Raw genomic sequence first — 17,856 nt, 5'->3', positions numbered from 1 at the left:
TCAGGCTCAACGACCGGCTCAGGCTCAACGACCGGCTCAGGCTCAACGACCGGCTCGGGTTCGACGACCGGCTCAGGTTCGATGACTGGCTCGGGTTCGACGACCGGCTCGGGTTCGGTAACAGGTTGCTGCTGCGCCGCCACCTGTTCGGTGACGCTGACGATCTCTTCGGCCAGCGCTTGCGCCGCCGGATGCTCGGCCGCTGCCGGCAGATTTTCCGCGATTTGCTCGCCGGCCTGACCGTTATCCCACTCTCCCGGGGTGTCGACGGAGGCGGCAGGTTCAGATTCCTGGGCGGGGAGCTTGTCGTCCAGCTTGGCGGTGACCGGTTCAGCCGGCGTCTCCGCGGCCTGAGGTTCCGCCTGCTCTACCGACGGCTCAGGTTGCTGTTGATCTTCTTCCTTCTCCTTCTGGCCAAACCCCAGCCAGGAGAAAAACCCACGTTTCTTATCTTTTGCCATGTTATGACTCTACTCCGTACCGAAGGCTCGCTTACCCTCCATACCTGAAGGATATATGCTGACAATAATCCGCCGAGTCTATCACTTTCCCTCGCCCAGCAACACGCATCCGGCATGCTTTCCGGCGTGAAATCAGACAACAACGTTTTACCGTTCCCCCCGACGCCCGTCACCGGTAGAATAGGGACAACTTTTCGTTAACCTCGGCGGCCCCGCGCCGCGAAAGAAACCAAACAACGCTTATGACAAGACTCTCGCCACGGGCGGCGGCCAAAAAACCGCCCCAGGCCGCAGCCGGACAGATCCGCATCATCGGCGGCCAATGGCGCGGTCGCAAACTCCCGGTGCCGAACAGCCCGGGGCTGCGCCCCACCACCGATCGGGTACGCGAAACCCTGTTCAACTGGCTGGCGCCGGTGATTCAGGGCGCGCGCTGCCTCGACTGTTTCGCCGGCAGCGGCGCATTGGGGCTGGAAGCGCTGTCGCGCTATGCCGGCAGCGCCACGCTGCTCGAATTCGAACGGCCGGTGGCGCAGCAGCTGGAAAAAAATCTGGCGCTGCTGCAGGGCAAAGGGGTGGTTATCAACACCAACGCGCTGAGCTGGCTGGCGGGCGATGGCCAACCGTTCGACGTGGTGTTCCTCGATCCGCCGTTTCGCAAAGGCCTACTGGCGGAGACCGCCCTGTTGCTGGAGCAACGCGGCTGGCTGGCCGACGAGGCCTGGATCTATGTAGAAGCCGAGGCGGAAAGCGCCGCGGCGGACGTGCCTGCCAGCTGGCAACTGCACCGGGAGAAGGTCGCCGGCCAGGTGGCCTATCGCCTTTATATTCGTTCGCAAGAGAAAACCGACCATGTTGATTAATCTGGGCCGCCTGCTGATGCTGTGCGTGTGGGGCTTCCTGCTCTCTAACCTGTTCCATCCGTTTCCCAAGCCGCTGAAGTATTTCATCGACGTGGCGCTGTTCTTTATGGTGGTGATGCACGGCCTGCAGCTGGTGCTGTTGAAATCCACCCAGCCGAAGGATCAGCCGATCAGCTACTGGCAAGAGGCCAAGATCTTTATCTTTGGCGTGTTCGAGCTGCTGGCCTGGCAAAAGAAACAGCCGCCCATCAAGAAGAAGTGACCGCTACGGCTAAGCGGTGAACGAGACGAAGCGCGTGCCCTGCATGTTCAACGTGCCCTGCGCGCCCTTTTCTATCGGGTTGTACTGCCATTGCTTCAGCCGCAGCTGGATGTCTTCACCTCCCTGTACCGGGCTGAACACCACCTCGTAATTCATCGGTTCATTGACCAACGGCTCGCGCTGCGGCGCGCGGGTCTTGGTGACCGGCACCGCGCGTTTGTCGCTCACCGTCACCTGCAGACTGCGCATCGGCGCGCGATCGTTTTCCGCCTCCTGCTGCCGCTGCTTGAAGTAGCGTTGCGTGGCCAGCACGGCGATCAGCGCAATCACGGCGACAAAAAATAACGGTGGCTTACTCATCGGTTTCCCATTTCCTTCGCGGCTAAATCAGCGTAAACATAGCATTCTCAAGAAAGCATTGTCGATCGCCGGCAGGCTACCTACACTGAAATGAAGAAGTGACATTGGTGACAGTTTGGAGCCGGTTGTTGCGGCTCCCTCATACATAAGGAAGACATTAATGAGTTGGCCGTTCCTTGCCGTATTCTTTTCCGGTTGGCTGTTCGTCGACGCCTCTTACCGTGGGCCGCGCTGGCAGCGCTGGGTGTTCAAACCCGTCACGCTGCTGCTGCTGTTGCTGTTGGCCTGGCAGGCGCCGGTGCTCAGCGCTGCGGGTTATCTGATCGTACTCGGCCTGCTGGCGACGCTGATCGGCGACGCATTGCTCCTGTTGCCGCGCGAACGGGTGCTGTATGCCATCGGCGCCTTTTTCCTGTCCCACCTGCTGTACACCCTGAGTTTCGCCAGCCAGATGACGTTCAGCCTGTTCTGGCCGCTGCCGCTGGCGCTGCTGGCGATCGGCGCACTGCTGCTGGCCACCGTCTGGACCCGGCTGGAAGAGATGCGCTGGCCGATCGTTACCTACGTGGCGATGACGCTGCTGATGGTCTGGCTGGCGGGCGAACAATATTTCCTGCGCAGCACCGATTTCGGCTTCTCGCTGCTGACCGGCACCTCGCTGCTGCTGCTGGCCAACGTGGTTTGGCTGCTCAACCGCTACCGCTTCACCTTCCGCGCGGCGGACGCCATCGTGGCTTTCTGTTACTTCTCCGGCCACTTCCTGATCGTGCGTTCGCTCTACCTGTAGAGACCTACCGCGGGTTCGGCGCGCCGAACCCGTTTCTTCATCAAGCCAGCGCTTTCAACGTCAGAGCATCATCCGCACCCAGCTGATTGCGGTACAGATCGCCGTCGCGCGAGAAGAACGCCAGCGTGCTGCCATCCGCCCGCAGCAGGGCGATGCCGTCCGGAGCCGGGCGCCAGCCCACGACTTCCGCCGCAAACACGCTCTGCAAACACTGTTGCCGATCCACCAGCTGATAGCCGTTGGTCTCGCTTTGTTCATGCGCCAGAAACTCGATTTGGCATTGCCGTTCGCTGTCGGCCACCTGCCATTGCCCCGCCAGCGACTGCGCGGTCGGCAATGCCAAACTGCCGGCCATCACCGCACTCGTCACCATCATGCCACCCGCCGCCAAAGCGGCGCGCGTTAAAGTACCTTTCATACCGGGCTCCTGCATCACGCCCGGCCGAGACTGCGCCGGGCGTTCCGTTGCTGTGTTACACGATAAAGTCCGTGGCGACGTCTACCTGGCCGACGATTTTCACCAAGAAGTCCGGCGCCTGATGCCCGCCGATGTTCACCGACAAATCGGTCACGTTGCTGGACGCGTTGTAGCTCAGCAGCGCCTCACCGGCCGTGCCGCTGAAGTGATCGACGAAGTGGATGAAATCACTGCTATTCGCTTCTTTATTGAAGAACGACAGGTCGATCTTGTCGATCCCTTTCTGGAAGTCGCGGATCCAGTCGGAAGCACCCGGTGCGGAATCGCTGGCGGCAGAGAACACAAAGATGTCTTTGCCGGCACCGCCCCACAGTTCATCCGCCCCGCCGCCGCCGAACAGCACGTCGTTACCCGCGCCGCCTTTCAGCACGTTGTTGGCCGCGTTGCCGACGATCACGTCGTTGCCGGAACCGCCAATGGCGTTCTCAATGGTCACACCGGCGGCGATCGAGACGTTGCCCTTCAGGCCGCCCACGTCGGAGAACGATTTCTCATTCAGGTTGATGCGCTGGTTAGCGGTATAACCGGAGAAGTCGAAGGTATCGTTGCCACCCGCATCCCAGGCTGCAAAGATCACTTTCTGCGAATTGCTGGTGGTGCTGAGGAAGTCACGACCGGTATTGGAGTTAAAGCCGTACACGGTGTCGCCGGTGCGGGTCGACAGGTTGGCGCCATACAGATGCTGAATGGCGGCAATGTCATCCAGCAGCGGAGCCGCGGCATAGTGACCGCCGTTGTCGCCACCGGTGTTGGTTTCACTCCAGTAGCTCATCAGGCTGAACTGGCGGGTATCTTCCGCATAGGTGACGTCGTTATAGGTCGGGTTGCCCTCACCGGCGTTGTAGTCGCCCGGGTGGCTCAGGCCCAGCGCATGGCCAATCTCATGGGTGAACGTCTGGCGGCCGTAGTCTTCGGTCGCCGGATGCTTCACGTTGGATTGGTTGACGTTGTACCAGGTCTGGCCACCCAAATCCTGGCCCTGCCAAATGGTGTTCGGCAGGAAGGCGTAGGCCTGGGTACCATAATCATAGTGGCCGGGACGATCCTGGCTGTAATTGCCGAAGGTGATATTGGCCTTTTGACCGGCCGCCACTTCGGTGAAGGTGATATTGGCGACGTCGGCCCAGGACTGCAGCGACAGCTTAGCCTGCTGCTGCTGTTCCGCGCTGAACTTGCTCAGCCCGGTATCGCCGGCGACGTTGGTGGAAGAGAACTTATAGTCCGGGAAGGAGAAGGTTAATTTGACCGGCTGGCCAAATACCTTGTAACCGTTCCAGGTTTGGTTCTCGCGGGTAATAAACAACCCAGCTTGCTCGTTAGAAAATGAATCCTTGCCATTAATCTGAATCCCGTTACCCCGCTCATGATAATGCAGCAGGTCATCTACAGCATCGTAGCCGGTTGCCGCGGCCGCAAGGCTGGATTCAGTAATTTCAATTGCCTTTTTAGTAGATTGCATTGGTTCGATTCCACTCATTACCTGATTGATATCAATCAGACAGATAGACATAACCTCCCCGTAAGCCACGGTTAATAAACCTTAAGCTTGCTGGAAGGGGCTTATGCGCCGTTACCGGCAGTGTGTTAGGTAGAATTAATGCATATATATCAGCAAATAAGATCACCATTAAAAATGGTAATCGATTCCAATTATAGGCAGGGTCGCAAAACTGCACATAAAATAATCAACCATTTATTATCGCAACGAAAGTTTGTTATGCTGCTTTTTAGAGTTCTTTACAAAGCAAATGAAACTTGATGAGGATAAGTTGGCACCAAACTTCAATAGCAATGCGGCCTGCAGACTCAAGCGAATCATGCTGGCTTTACTCAGGGGAAAAGGTAAATTTCGCTAAAGCGTTATAGATTAATAACTCTTTATTATTAGGTCGGGCGATTTTTTAGTTTCTATAGGAATATTATTTTCTTATTTAAACTAACGGCAGCGAGCCTTTTCGCCCCAATAGGGGATAAGAAAAGCCGATAGATTAAAATCCGCATTATTCATTATTGAATGAATACCCCCCTTTCTACGCTTGAACGCCGTTAGCAATAATTCTCATCCGGCGCTTGACTCTGGAGTGGACTCCAGGGTGTAGAGTCAGTTGAGCAAACCCGTTTAACAGCCCGCAGGGGGACGTTATGCACAATCAGCAAAACCATAATCATCAGGAACATCACCACGCCGAAGGCGGATGCGGCTGCAACCACAGCCACAGCAAAACTCAGCACGGCTGCAGCAGCGAACCGAAAAACGCCACCGCACAGGCCGAACACGCCCACCATCATCACGATCATGGCGATAGCGGCTGCTGCACCGCCGCGCCCGACGATCCGGACGAGGAAAGCGACAGGCTGGCCGCCGCTCCCCCTTCCGGCAGCCAACGTTTCAGCTGGAAAGTCACCGGCATGGACTGCCCCAGCTGCGCCAAGAAAATCGAAAATGCCGTCACCGCACTCCCCGGCGTCGACAGCGCGCGCGTGTTGTTCGCCACCGAGAAACTGGTGGTCGACGCGCAGTCCGACATCAGCCTGCGGATCCAGGATGCGGTCGCCCAGGCCGGCTTTACCCTGCTCGGCGCTCAGACCGCCAAAGCCGCCGCGCCGAAAACCTCACGCTTCGGCGAATTCGCGCCGCTGCTGCTGTTAACCACCCTGATGGTGGTCAGTTGGGTGCTGGATCGGGTTAACCCGGAGCTGGGCCGCATCGCCTTTATCGCCACCACGCTGGTCGGGTTGGCGCCGGTCGCCGCCAAGGCGCTGCGTTTGATTCGTTCCGGCACGCCGTTTGCCATCGAAACGCTGATGAGCGTGGCGGCCATCGGCGCGCTGTTCATCGGCGCCACCGCCGAAGCGGCGATGGTGCTGCTGCTGTTTATGGTCGGCGAACTGCTGGAATCCTACGCCGCCAACCGCGCACGGCGCGGGGTGAAGGCGCTGATGGAGCTGGTGCCGGAAGATGCGCTGCTGCTGCAAGGCACGGAACGCAAACGCGTGCCGGTCGCCAACCTGCGCCCCGGCGACGTGATTGAAATCGCGCCCGGTGGGCGCCTGCCGGCCGACGCCGAGCTGCTCAATCCGTTCGCCAGCTTCGATGAAAGCGCCCTGACCGGTGAATCGGTGCCGGTCGAGCGCCAACAGGGGGAGAAAGTGGCCGCCGGCAGCCTGTCCGTCGATCAGGCGGCGCAGATGAAGGTGATATCCGAGCCCGGCAAAAACGCCATCGACCGCATCCTGCAGCTGATTGAAGAGGCCGAGGAGCGCCGCGCGCCGATCGAACGCTTCCTCGATCGCTTCAGCCGCTATTACACCCCGGCCATTATGCTGCTGGCCGTCGCGGTGATCCTGGTGCCACCGTTGCTGTTCTCGCAGCCGTGGGATACCTGGATCTATCGCGGCCTGACGCTGCTGCTGATCGGCTGCCCATGTGCGCTGGTGATCTCAACGCCGGCGGCCATCACATCCGGACTGGCGGCCGCCACGCGGCGCGGCGCGCTGATTAAAGGCGGCGCGGCGCTGGAGCAACTGGGCCAGATCCAAACCATCGCCTTCGATAAGACCGGCACCCTGACCGAAGGCAAGCCGACGGTCACCGACGTGCTGCCTATCGGTGCGCTCACCGAACAACGGCTGCTGCAGCTTGCCGCCGCGGTGGAAGCCGGTTCACATCACCCGCTGGCGCAGGCGATCATCAACCGCGCCGCCGCAAGCGGGGCTGAGTTGCCGCTGGCGCAGGCGCGCCGCGCGCTGGCCGGCGTCGGCGTGGAAGGGCTCGTGGACGGCAAGACCGTGCTGATCAGCGCGCCGGGCAAGCTGGCGCCGGGCCTGCTCGGCACCCAATGGCAGAGCCAGGTAGACAAGCTGGAAAACGCCGGCAAAACGGCGGTGGTGGTGCTGGAAGACGGCGCGCCTATCGGCTTGCTGGCGCTGCGCGATACGCTGCGCGGCGACGCCAAACAGGCGATAGCCGAACTGAACGCGCTGGGCATTCGCGGCGTGATGCTGACCGGCGACAACCCGCGCGCCGCCGCGGCGATCGCCGGCGAACTGGGCCTCGACTATCGCGCCGGTCTGCTGCCGGAAGATAAGGTCAAAGCGGTCACCGAGCTGAGCGAACTGCGCCCAACGGCGATGATCGGCGACGGCATCAACGACGCCCCGGCGATGAAAGCCTCCAGCATCGGCATCGCCATGGGCAGCGGCACCGACGTGGCATTGGAAACCGCCGACGCCGCCCTGACCCACAACCGGCTGCTGGGCGTCGCGGAAATGATCCGCATCTCGCGCGCCACCCACGCCAATATCCGGCAAAACATCACCATCGCGCTGGGGTTGAAGGGGGTCTTCCTGATCACCAGCCTGCTGGGGCTGACCGGTTTGTGGCTGGCGGTACTGGCTGACTCCGGCGCCACCGCGCTGGTCACCGCCAACGCGCTGCGGCTATTGAGAAAGCGCAGCTAAGCTCTGAAACAAACACGGGCGCGGCATACCGCGCCCGTTGTCATTTGGGGGAGGGAACGTTTAACTCGGCCGCGCCGCCGTTAGACGCCTTTACGTAACAGATAACGGTATGGCACCTGTTCGGTCTCCTGCGCCACCAGCGTATGCTCCATAAAGCGGCAGAACCCCGGGATATCGCGGGTGGTGGCCGGATCGTCGGCGATAATCAGCAGCGTTTCGCCGTTGTCCATATGGCGCACGGTTTTGCGCACCATCATCACCGGTTCCGGACAGCGCAGCCCCAGCGCGTCGAGCGTCTGGTCTGCCTGGGCAAATAAGTCAGTCATGCAATTTTTCTCGTTCAAAAACGATCGGCGAACGCTCGCCGCATCTCATTAGCGCCTAGTTTACGCCGGTAGTTTTTCTGCGCAAGATGCGTTAACGTTTGCGTTAAATTTAACCATTGCATTGGTTGCGCAAACGCGTATCATGCCGCCGCGCAGCGTTTTTTGCTGTTTTGACAAGACACACTGGGTTCCCTCACCCCACTGCTAAAAAGGCTACAACATGTATTCGTTTACCGCACAGCAGCGCTTTACCGCGTTGGTCTGGCTTTCGCTGTTTCATATCGCCATCATTACCTCCAGCAACTACCTGGTGCAGCTGCCGATCACCGTTTTCGGCTTCCATACCACCTGGGGCGCCTTTACTTTCCCGTTTATCTTCCTGGCGACCGATCTGACCGTGCGCATCTTCGGCGCGCCGCTGGCGCGGCGCATCATCCTGGCGGTGATGGTGCCGGCGCTGTTCATCTCTTATGTGATCTCCACCGTCACCTATCAGGGAGAATGGCAGGGCTTTGCGGCGCTGAACAGTTTTAACCTGTTCGTGGCGCGCATCGCCGTCGCCAGCTTTATGGCCTATGTGCTCGGCCAGATCCTCGACGTACACGTCTTCAACCGCCTGCGTCAACGCAGCGCCTGGTGGGTGGCGCCGGCGGCGGCGATGTTCCTCGGCAACATCAGCGATACGCTGGCGTTCTTCTTCATCGCCTTTTATAAGAGCAGCGATCCCTTCATGGCCAACAACTGGGTGGAGATCGCGCTGGTGGATTACAGCTTCAAGGTGATGATCTGCCTGCTGTTCTTCCTGCCGATGTACGGCGTGTTGCTGAACATGCTGCTCAAACGCATCGCGGCGCGCAGCGGCGGCCTGCAGCCGGGCTGAGTCGTGTTATTCTGGGCGGCCCTATCCTTTGGAGGCCGCTCATGACCCCAATCGTCCGCACCGCCACGCTTGAAGACATCCACCGCCTTTACCAACGCATCCCCGAATTCGGCGGCCTGCATAGCCTGGCCGATCTGCAGCGGCGCATCGGCACCGCCCCCGCCAGCCTGTTGATCGCCGAGATAGCCGGGCAACCGGCCGGTTTCAAACTCGGTTATCAACGGCAGGAAACGGTGTTTTACAGCTGGCTGGGCGGCGTGCTGCCGGCATTTCGTCGCCACGGCGTGGCACAGGCCTTGTTAGCTGAACAGGAACGCTGGGCGCGGGCGCAGGGCTATCGCCAACTGGCGGTCAAAACCCGTAACCGGTTCCGCGCCATGCTGACGATGCTGATCGCCCACCACTATCAGATTGTTCAGCTGGAAAAGAAAGGCGAAGTGGCTGATTATCGGCTATTACTGGAAAAAAACTTGTGACAACATCTGCCTTGCATTTCAACCTGGAATAGGTTGCGATACGACAGTGAATCCCTACCGGAAAGGAAGAAGGAAGCCCGATGCGTAAAGTAGCGAAATTGATGGGTATCAGCCTGCTGGCGCTTGGCCTCGCGGCCTGCGACGGCGAAACCAAAGACACCAAGGCGGCAACGGACGGCACGGCGGCCAGCGTGCCGGCCGGGCAGCAGGTGAGCCTGCTGGACGGTAAACTGGCGTTCACCCTGCCGGTCGGCATGGCGGATCAGAGCGGCAAGCTGGGCAACCAGGCCAACAACATGCATGTTTACGCAGACAGCACCGGCCAGCGCGCGGTGATTGTGATCCTGGGTGACAAGACCGCCGACAGCCTGGAGACCCTGGCCAAGCGCCTGGAGAATACCCAACGCGCGCGTGACGCCAACCTGCAGGTGATCACCAACAAAGCGCTCGACGTCAACGGTGTGCCGCTGCGTCAGCTGGACAGCATCATCACCAGCGGCGGCGAGAAAGCCTATTCTTCCGTCCTGATCGGCTCGCTGAACAACAACATGCTGACCATTCAGGTAACGCTGCCGGCGGACAATCAGCAGCAGGCGCAGACCGAAGCCGAAGGCATCATCTCCACCCTGAAGCTGAAGCAGTAATCCCACAAAGGGCCGGCTTGCCGGCCCTTTCGCTTTATGCCAGCGCCTGCGCCAGCAGGGTGATCGGATGTTCGCAGCGTTTGCTGGTGGACATTTCTATCTGCCATTTGCAGGTCTCGCAGTCGGTCACCACCAGATCCACCCCGCTCTCTTCTATCTGCCGGAACAGCGGCGCGCCGATACCCTGCGACGTGGCGTAGTTCTCCGATTTGAACCCGTAGGTGCCGGCGATGCCGCAGCACTGCGAATCCAGCACCACCAGCTCCAGCCCCGGTATCTGCCGCAGCAGCTCCAGGGTGTAGGCGGTCCAGCCCATCTTCTCCATATGGCAAGGCGTGTGATAAGCCACCCGCAGCGGCGTGCGCTTGAGCGGCAGGCTGCGCCCCTGATTGATCAGACGATAGAGATAGCGCGTCGCCAGCTCCACCCGATCGCGCACCGGAGTGGTGTCCACGTCCAGCAGATGAGGGTATTCGTCACGCAGGGTGAAGGTGCAGCTCGACGAAGTGGCCACCACCGGAATGCCGCGCTCCAGCACCGTTTCATGCAGCGATTCGGCATTGACCCTGGCCTGCTTTTTGGCCTGCTCGATAAACCCGTTGGCGATCAGCGGCACGCCGCAGCATTTCTCGCGTTTCAGCAGCTGCACGCCGATATCCAGCGCGTTGAACACCCGGACCAAATCCTTGCCCAGCTGCGGGTGGTTATAGTTGACGAAGCAGCCGTGGAAGAACGCCACCTGCTCGGCGTAACGCTGCTGCGCCTGCGCCTGTTGCCGGTACCAGCGGCGGAAGGTGCCGAACGAGTATTTCGGCAGTTCACGACGGTGATCGATCTTCAGCGCCTTGTCCAGCAGCTTGCGCACCGGTTTCAGCCCGGTGGCGGCGTTGACGATCGGCGCGAACGGCGTCGACAGCGATCCCATGATATCGGTGTGGCTGAGGATGGCGTCACGCAGCGTCGGCTTGCTCTGGGCAAAGTCGGCGCGGGCGCGCTGAATGATGTCGCCGATTTTGACATCGGACGGGCAGGCCACTTCACAACGCTTGCAGTTGGTGCAATATTTCAGCGCCTCGTCGTACAGCGTCGGGTCTTTCAGCCGCAGCCGCTCGCCGTCCGGCCCCGCCTGTTTCGGCCCCGGGTAGAGCGGGTTCACTTTGGCGACCGGGCAGTAGGTGGTGCAGACGGTACATTTGATGCAGCTTTCAAAGCTGTGATCCTGATGCAGGCTCATGCGTTCTCCTCCGCGGCAATCTGCTGCGCAACGTGCAGCGCACCGATCAATGACACGCCGGCGCCGCAGCCCTGCTGCAGCGGATCGTAACCGCCGGCGACCGCACCGATGGCATACAGATTGTCGAACGGCACTCCCTGCTTCATCGCCCGCAGCCTGCCGTCGGTACGCACGCCGAACTGCAGGTAAGGCTGCGGCGCGAACAGCTCGCGTCGGCTCCAGTCGGCGCGATCCGCCCGGCTGTGTACGTCCAGCCCGAAGATCGGCTCACGCACTTCATCGAAATCCGCCACCAGCCCGTTGCTGAAGAAGCTGCCGCTGGCCAGCACCACCTGCTGCGCCCGCAGCGGAATATCGCCGTGGTTGCGGGTATACAGGCCGGTGACGCGGCCGGCTTCACACTCGGCGCGCAGCACGCTGTCGCCCGGCATGAAAACGCCGCCCAGCTGTTGGAAACGCCGCCGCAACGCCTGGTGCAAGCGCATGCCGGGCACCGAAGGCGGCAACGTCGGCAGCAGTCGGACCGGCTTGCCGACCGCATCCTGCAACACCGCCAGCGACGCGTCGTCCTCCAGGCCCAGACAGGCCGGCAGGAAGAGCGCCTCGGCCTCGCCCGCCAGCCGCCGCAGCTCTTCGGCCATCGGCGGCAGGCTTTCCATCAAATCCAGCACCCGGGCAATGTTCACCGCGCGGAACTCGCTGGGGTTATTGCGCAATCTGTCCAGCGCCGGCATGTGCAGATAGGCCACATCCGCCTCTACGCCGAGCTCGCGGCTCAGAGAGTCGGCGGCCATCTGCGGTTGGAAGTCGAGGAACCCTTCGATGCCGATCACCGCAATGCGCCGCCAGGGCAGTTGGCCGGTCAGCGGCAGCGTCGGGATCGCCTGCGGGCTGAGCCAGGTAGCGCGACGCGTGCCGAGCGGCGTGATGCGCAGATGGTTGTTCCCCCCCTCGCCCTGCAGATTCAGCCCGCAGCGTTCCAGCAGCCGCTGCGCGGCGGCGGACAGCGCCGCCACCCGGCCGGGGCCAATCAGAGAATACGGATGCTGCGGCGCCTGTTGCGCCAGCTGCGGCAGCGCCGCCAGCGGCATCTCGACCGGCGTGCCGTCCGGCAATCTCGCCAGCAGATCGAGCGAGCCGGAGGAGAAGTAGAGCGCGCTCTGGCCGGAACTGACCACCGCACAGCGTTTGCCCTGTTCGGCCACGGCAATGGCGCAGCTCAGGCCCGCCAGGCCGCCGCCAATCACCACTACGTCAAATCGCATCATCCGCCTCCTGCTCTTTGTCTGCCTGGGCCTCAAGCCCGCATAACCCTTGGTAAACCCAACTGGTAAATTCGCTCTCGCGCAGCGCATCGCCCCAGGCGATCGGCCGCACGCCTTTCCAGCGTTCGTTGAGGAACTGCGACAGCTGCGCGATAGATTGCTGCGGCGTGCTGACCTTGAAGCGCGTCAGCAGCCCGGCGGCGCGGCAGGCGCAGAGTTCACCCTGGCAGGTGCCCATGCCGACGCGGGTGCGGCGGCGCAGATCCACCAGGTTATTGACGGTCAGCGAATTGACCGCATAGCGCACTTCCCCGGCGGTCACCGCCTCGCACTCGCACACCAGGCTGGTGTCGAGCCGATCGGCCGCCGGCACCTGGCTGGCGCGATCGCCGTGCCGGTAAATCGCCGAGCCGCGAATGCTGGCGGGCAGAGAAACCACGCTGCGCACCGTTTCCTCCGCCGACTGACGGGATCCGGGCAACGCGTCCTGCGCGGTGGTGCACGGGCGGTTTACCCCGAGCTTTTCGCACACCTTGTCGGTGGCCCACTCCGCCATCAGACGATAGGTCATCAGCTTGCCGCCGGTGATGGTGATAAACCCTTCCAGCCCGTCGCGGGCGGCGTGATCGAGCAGCACGATGCCGCGGCTGACATTGCGCCCGCTGGGATCGTCGTCGCTGGCCACCAGCGGCCGCACCCCGGCATAGGCGCGCAGAATGCGGGTCTGCGCCAGGGTGGGCGCCAGCAGCGCCCCCTCGCGGATCAGAATGTCCACCTCCTGCGGGGTCACCAGCATGTTGTCAATTTGGTCGTAGTCGATATGGGTCGAGGTGGTGCCGATCAGCGAGATGGTGTCGCCCGGCACCAGGATGTCGGCGTCCGCCGGTTTGCGGCAACGGTTGATCACCATGTTGTTGATGCGGTGACCGAGGATCAGCAGCGCTCCCTTGGCCGGGAACATGCGGATACGCAAATCGGCGTATTCGGCGATCTGCTGGCCCCAGATGCCGGCGGCGTTGACCACCACCGGTGCGTGCAGCTCATAGCGCCGCTGATTCTGATGGTCGTAAACGCGCACGCCCGTCACCCGGTCGCCACTGCGCAACAATCCGACCACCTGGTGGTAAGTCAGGATCTGCGCGCCGTGTTCGCGCGCATCCAGCATGTTGGCGGCGGTCAGCCGGAAAGGATCGACGGTGCCGTCCGGCACCCTCACCGCGCCAATCAGCGCCGGATTAGCCGCCGGCTCCAGCCGCAGCGCCAGCTGCGGTTCGATCGCTTCGGCGTCGATGTCGGCCTGGCGACAGGCGGCGATAAACTGTTGCTGATACTCCAGCGAGTCCTGCGGCAGGGTGATGAACAGCCCATCGGTGCGCTCGATACAGTGATGCGCGATGCGTTTCAGGATGCGGTTCTCTTCGATGCACTCGCGCGCCGACTCGCCGTCGGTCACCGCATAGCGCGCGCCGCTGTGCAGCAAGCCGTGGTTGCGGCCGGTGGCGCCGGTGGCGATGTCGTGACGCTCCAGCAAAATGCAGCGCAAGCCGCGCCGCGCACAATCGCGGGCAATGCCTGCGCCGGTGGCGCCGCCGCCGATGATGATCACATCCGTTTCGCCGCCGTCAAAATAGCTGCTCATGTCGCTCCCTCAGGATCGGTAGTTATGAGCCTATTGAGCCACGGTTATTAGGGTCTTTGTTTGATAAGGAACAAGAACGAACATAAAACGAAATAAAAATGTCCACAAAAAACCATCAATGTGATCATAATCACGATTTTTGGACGTTTTTCTATTTCATAACGTTAACGAATCGCTCAAAATCCGCCGTGGTTTCATGAAAGTGTAACAATTGCGCCATTCGTCACAGCGACACCAGGCGTATTTGTCGACAATGGCGCTCGTTATGGAACACAAAAACACCACATTCGATATCCGCTCAATCATCAAATGAACGTAAAAGGTCATATTGATGTGATAACAGATAAAGCCATCGGAGGCGCTCATGTTGAGTATTTTTAAGCCGGCCGCACACATCGCCCGTGTGCCGAGCGATAAGGTAGACCCGCTCTACCGTAAGCTGCGCTGGCAAATTTTCCTGGGGATCTTCTTCGGTTACGCCGCTTACTATCTGGTGCGTAAGAACTTCACCCTGGCCATGCCTTACCTGATCGAACAAGGCTTCAGCCGCGGCGACCTCGGCTTCGCGCTGTCGGGCATCTCCATCGCCTACGGCTTCTCCAAATTCATCATGGGTTCGGTCTCCGACCGTTCCAACCCGCGAGTGTTCCTGCCTGCCGGCCTGATCCTGGCGGCGGCGGTGATGTTGTTCATGGGCTTCGTGCCGTGGGCCACCTCCAGCATCGCGGTGATGTTCGTTCTGCTGTTCCTGTGCGGCTGGTTCCAGGGCATGGGTTGGCCGCCGTGCGGCCGTACCATGGTGCACTGGTGGTCGCAGAAAGAACGCGGCGGCATCGTTTCCATCTGGAACTGCGCCCACAACGTGGGTGGCGGCCTGCCGCCGCTGCTGTTCCTGCTGGGTATGGCCTGGTTCAACGACTGGCACGCGGCGCTGTACATGCCGGCCTTCGGCGCCATCCTGGTGGCCCTGATCGCCTTCGCCCTGATGCGCGACACCCCGCAATCCTGCGGCCTGCCGCCGATTGAAGAGTACAAAAACGACTATCCGGACGACTACAGCGAAAAAGACGAAGAAGAGCTGACCGCCAAGCAGATCTTCATGCAGTACATCCTGCCGAACAAGCTGCTGTGGTACATCGCGGTCGCCAACGTGTTCGTCTACCTGCTGCGTTACGGCATTCTGGACTGGTCGCCGACCTACCTGAAAGAAGTGAAGCACTTCGCGCTGGACAAGTCTTCCTGGGCCTACTTCCTGTATGAATACGCCGGTATCCCGGGCACTCTGCTGTGCGGCTGGATGTCGGACAAAGTGTTCAAAGGCAACCGCGGCGCCACCGGCGTGTTCTTCATGACGCTGGTGACCATCGCCACCGTGGTGTTCTGGATGAACCCGGCCGGTAACCCGACCGTGGACATGATCTGTATGCTGGTCATCGGCTTCCTGATCTACGGCCCGGTGATGCTGATCGGCCTGCACGCGCTGGAGCTGGCGCCGAAGAAAGCCGCCGGCACCGCCGCGGGCTTCACCGGCCTGTTCGGCTACCTGGGCGGCTCGGTCGCGGCCAGCGCCATCGTCGGTTACACCGTGGACTTCTTCGGTTGGGACGGCGGCTTCATGGTGATGATCGGCGGCAGCATCGCAGCGGTCATCCTGCTGCTGCTGACCATGCTGAACGAGAAGAAACACCACGCGGAAATCGCCGCCAAGCGCGGTTAAGCGTCACACGACTTTTGCATGATTTAAAGGCCGCCCTGCGGCCTTTTTACTACCCTGCCCCCAACAACACGGAGAAAACGGAATGCGGACTCAAGTCAAAGCCCTGCTGACAGGGATCATTCTCGCCACCTCGATGGTCAGCGCCGCGCAGGCGGCGGACAAAGTGGTCATCGCCCACCGCGGCGCCAGCGGCTACCTGCCGGAACACACCCTGCCGGCGAAGGCGATGGCCTACGCGCAGGGCGCCGATTATCTCGAACAAGATCTGGTGATGACCAAGGACAACGAGCTGGTGGTGCTGCACGACCATTACCTCGATCGCGTCACCGACGTCGCCGAACGCTTCCCGGACCGCGCGCGTAAAGACGGCCGTTATTACGCCATCGACTTTACGCTGGCGGAGATCAAATCGCTGAAGTTCACCGAAGGCTTTGAAATCGAAAACGGCAAGAAGGTGCAGGGCTACCCTGGCCGCTTCCCGATGGGCAAATCCGACTTCCGCGTGCACACCTTCCAGGAAGAGATCGAGTTCGTGCAGGGTCTGAACCATTCGACCGGCAAGAACATCGGCATCTACCCTGAAATCAAGGCGCCGTGGTTCCACAAACAGGAAGGCAAAGACATCTCCAGTAAAGTGCTGGCGGTGCTCAAGCAGTACGGCTACACCGGCAAAAACGACAACGTCTACCTGCAGTGCTTCGACGCCAACGAGCTCAAGCGCATCAAGAACGAGCTGGAGCCGAAGCTGGGCATGGATCTGAAGCTGGTGCAGCTGATCGCCTACAACGACTGGCAGGAAACCTACGAGCAGAAAGCCGACGGCAAGTGGGTGGAATACGACTACGACTGGATGTTCAAACCGGGCGCGATGAAGAAAATCGCTCAGTATGCCGACGGCATCGGGCCGGACTACCACATGCTGGTGGTGGCGGAAAAATCCAAGCCGGGCCACATCGTGCTGACCGACATGGTGAAAGAAGCGCACGCCAGCAAGCTGGCGGTGCATCCGTTCACCATCCGCGCCGATGCGCTGCCGAAGTACGTGACCGACGTGAACCAGCTGTATGACGTGATTTACAACCAGGCCGGCGTCGACGGCGTGTTCACCGACTTCCCGGACAAGGGCGTGCAGTTCCTGCAGAAGCAGGGCCAGCACAAGTAATGCCAAGGGCGCCGCGAGGCGCCCTTATTATTTAATGGTTATTTCAGAGGAACATCTTGCGCAGGTAGTGCGGCACCGCGTTATCGACGTTGGAGCCGATCACTTCCAGCTCCGGCAGCATGTCCTTCAGGCGCTGATGCGCGTCGCGCATGATGCAGCCCTTGCCGGCCATCGACAACATCTCCAGATCGTTCATGCCGTCGCCGAAGGCGATGCACTCTTGCAGCGTATAGCCAATGATCTTGGCCACTTCTTCCAGCGCATGCCCTTTCGACACGCCGCCCGCCATCACTTCCAGGCAGGTAGGGAACGAGAAGCTGACGTTGACCCGATCGCCCCAGCGCGCGTTGATGGCGTCTTCCACCTGCAGCAACCGCTCGTGATCTTCACAGGTGAAGTAAACCTTGCAGACGCCGTCGGTTTCCAGCAGGCCCGGCTCAAACAGCTGATATTTGAACACCGACTCCTGGAAGAACTCTTCCTGCTCCGGGCTTTCGCGGTTGGTAAACCAATCGTCGTTACGGTAGACGTTGGTGGTGATATCCGGATCGTCGTGCAGCATGCCGTACAGATCGCGGGCGATATCCCCGTCCAGGTTGTGGCTGAAAATCAGTTCGCCGGCGGTGTTGTGCACCCGTGCGCCGTTGGAAGTGATCATAAAGGCGCTGATCTCCAGGCTGTCGCGGATCTGCGCCACGTCGATATGGTGGCGGCCGGTGGCGAACACGAAATGCACGCCGCGCTGAGTCAGCAACTTCAGCGTTTCTTTAGCGTACGGCGACAGGGTATGGTCGGGAGACAGCAGCGTGCCATCTAAATCGGAAGCGACGACGTGATACAT

Annotated in this window: 17 protein-coding genes and 1 pseudogene; 9 read left to right on the top strand and 9 right to left on the bottom strand. The window is 60.9% G+C overall.

Features of this window, described 5'->3' with window-relative positions:
- Positions 1-461, bottom strand: a pseudogene (locus tag AC2CGI_RS21095) (signal recognition particle-docking protein FtsY); the annotation flags it as partial.
- Between the two features lie 242 nt (positions 462-703).
- On the opposite strand from AC2CGI_RS21095, the gene rsmD reads away from it, so the two are divergent.
- Positions 704-1,324 (top strand): 16S rRNA (guanine(966)-N(2))-methyltransferase, encoded by a 621-nt coding sequence (rsmD, locus tag AC2CGI_RS21090; protein ID WP_015376284.1) that lies wholly within the window; start codon positions 704-706, stop codon positions 1,322-1,324.
- Positions 1,314-1,586 (top strand): DUF1145 family protein, encoded by a 273-nt coding sequence (locus tag AC2CGI_RS21085; RefSeq protein WP_004934327.1) that lies wholly within the window; start codon positions 1,314-1,316, stop codon positions 1,584-1,586. Before rsmD ends, AC2CGI_RS21085 begins: the two co-directional genes overlap by 11 nt.
- Positions 1,587-1,595: 9 nt before the next feature.
- Here AC2CGI_RS21085 and AC2CGI_RS21080 read toward each other — a convergent pair whose 3' ends face one another.
- On the bottom strand, positions 1,596-1,946 hold the full coding sequence (locus tag AC2CGI_RS21080; RefSeq protein WP_484593967.1) for a DUF2500 domain-containing protein: 351 nt from the start codon (positions 1,944-1,946) through the stop codon (positions 1,596-1,598).
- Between the two features lie 160 nt (positions 1,947-2,106).
- Between AC2CGI_RS21080 and AC2CGI_RS21075 the strand changes: the two genes are divergently transcribed.
- A complete protein-coding gene (locus AC2CGI_RS21075; protein WP_015376282.1) occupies positions 2,107-2,733 on the top strand; it encodes a lysoplasmalogenase in 627 nt (208 codons plus the stop codon).
- A 40-nt stretch (positions 2,734-2,773) separates the two neighbouring features.
- Here the strand turns inward: AC2CGI_RS21075 and AC2CGI_RS21070 are convergent, their stop codons facing one another.
- Entirely contained in the window at positions 2,774-3,151 is a 378-nt protein-coding gene (locus AC2CGI_RS21070) for an AprI/Inh family metalloprotease inhibitor (protein WP_015376281.1), read from the bottom strand.
- A 55-nt stretch (positions 3,152-3,206) separates the two neighbouring features.
- Positions 3,207-4,670, bottom strand: coding sequence for a serralysin family metalloprotease (locus tag AC2CGI_RS21065; RefSeq protein ID WP_021504810.1), 1,464 nt, complete (start codon positions 4,668-4,670; stop codon positions 3,207-3,209).
- Between the two features lie 683 nt (positions 4,671-5,353).
- Between AC2CGI_RS21065 and AC2CGI_RS21060 the strand changes: the two genes are divergently transcribed.
- A complete protein-coding gene (locus AC2CGI_RS21060) occupies positions 5,354-7,672 on the top strand; it encodes a zinc/cadmium/mercury/lead-transporting ATPase (RefSeq protein WP_076741137.1) in 2,319 nt (772 codons plus the stop codon).
- 80 nt (positions 7,673-7,752) lie between these two features.
- Here the strand turns inward: AC2CGI_RS21060 and tusA are convergent, their stop codons facing one another.
- Entirely contained in the window at positions 7,753-7,998 is a 246-nt protein-coding gene (gene tusA / locus AC2CGI_RS21055) for a sulfurtransferase TusA (RefSeq protein ID WP_004934314.1), read from the bottom strand.
- Positions 7,999-8,218: 220 nt separating this feature from the next.
- On the opposite strand from tusA, the gene AC2CGI_RS21050 reads away from it, so the two are divergent.
- The 3 genes from AC2CGI_RS21050 to AC2CGI_RS21040 all read left to right on the top strand — a co-directional run bounded on the left by AC2CGI_RS21050 (position 8,219) and on the right by AC2CGI_RS21040 (position 9,998).
- Entirely contained in the window at positions 8,219-8,878 is a 660-nt protein-coding gene (locus AC2CGI_RS21050) for a 7-cyano-7-deazaguanine/7-aminomethyl-7-deazaguanine transporter (protein WP_004934310.1), read from the top strand.
- A 41-nt stretch (positions 8,879-8,919) separates the two neighbouring features.
- Positions 8,920-9,354, top strand: coding sequence for a GNAT family N-acetyltransferase (locus AC2CGI_RS21045; RefSeq protein ID WP_075684842.1), 435 nt, complete (start codon positions 8,920-8,922; stop codon positions 9,352-9,354).
- An 80-nt stretch (positions 9,355-9,434) separates the two neighbouring features.
- Positions 9,435-9,998 (top strand): DcrB family lipoprotein, encoded by a 564-nt coding sequence (locus AC2CGI_RS21040; RefSeq protein WP_076741138.1) that lies wholly within the window; start codon positions 9,435-9,437, stop codon positions 9,996-9,998.
- Positions 9,999-10,032: 34 nt separating this feature from the next.
- On the opposite strand, the gene glpC is transcribed toward AC2CGI_RS21040, so the two are convergent.
- From glpC to glpA, 3 genes are read right to left on the bottom strand one after another with little or no spacing between them, the layout of a single operon-like run.
- A complete protein-coding gene (gene glpC / locus AC2CGI_RS21035; RefSeq protein ID WP_076741139.1) occupies positions 10,033-11,232 on the bottom strand; it encodes an anaerobic glycerol-3-phosphate dehydrogenase subunit GlpC in 1,200 nt (399 codons plus the stop codon).
- The gene (gene glpB, locus AC2CGI_RS21030; RefSeq protein WP_076741140.1) at positions 11,229-12,497 is read right to left on the bottom strand and encodes a glycerol-3-phosphate dehydrogenase subunit GlpB; all 1,269 of its coding nucleotides are present in this window, start codon (positions 12,495-12,497) and stop codon (positions 11,229-11,231) included. Before glpB ends, glpC begins: the two co-directional genes overlap by 4 nt.
- Positions 12,487-14,136, bottom strand: a complete 1,650-nt coding sequence (gene glpA, locus AC2CGI_RS21025; RefSeq protein ID WP_076741141.1) for an anaerobic glycerol-3-phosphate dehydrogenase subunit A — start codon at positions 14,134-14,136, stop codon at positions 12,487-12,489. The genes glpB and glpA overlap by 11 nt, the downstream gene beginning before the upstream one ends.
- 364 nt (positions 14,137-14,500) lie before the next feature.
- Here glpA and glpT point away from each other — a divergent pair, with 364 nt between their 5' ends.
- Entirely contained in the window at positions 14,501-15,853 is a 1,353-nt protein-coding gene (glpT, locus tag AC2CGI_RS21020) for a glycerol-3-phosphate transporter (RefSeq protein ID WP_015376273.1), read from the top strand.
- 82 nt (positions 15,854-15,935) lie between these two features.
- The gene (gene glpQ / locus AC2CGI_RS21015; protein WP_004934292.1) at positions 15,936-17,015 is read left to right on the top strand and encodes a glycerophosphodiester phosphodiesterase; all 1,080 of its coding nucleotides are present in this window, start codon (positions 15,936-15,938) and stop codon (positions 17,013-17,015) included.
- Between the two features lie 43 nt (positions 17,016-17,058).
- On the opposite strand, the gene yigL is transcribed toward glpQ, so the two are convergent.
- Entirely contained in the window at positions 17,059-17,856 is a 798-nt protein-coding gene (gene yigL, locus AC2CGI_RS21010) for a sugar/pyridoxal phosphate phosphatase YigL (RefSeq protein ID WP_004934290.1), read from the bottom strand.

Source organism: Serratia sp. LSHTC3, assembly GCF_057197125.1.
Note: the sequence above shows the minus strand (reverse complement) of the source record. Positions and strands in the feature narration are given on the sequence as shown.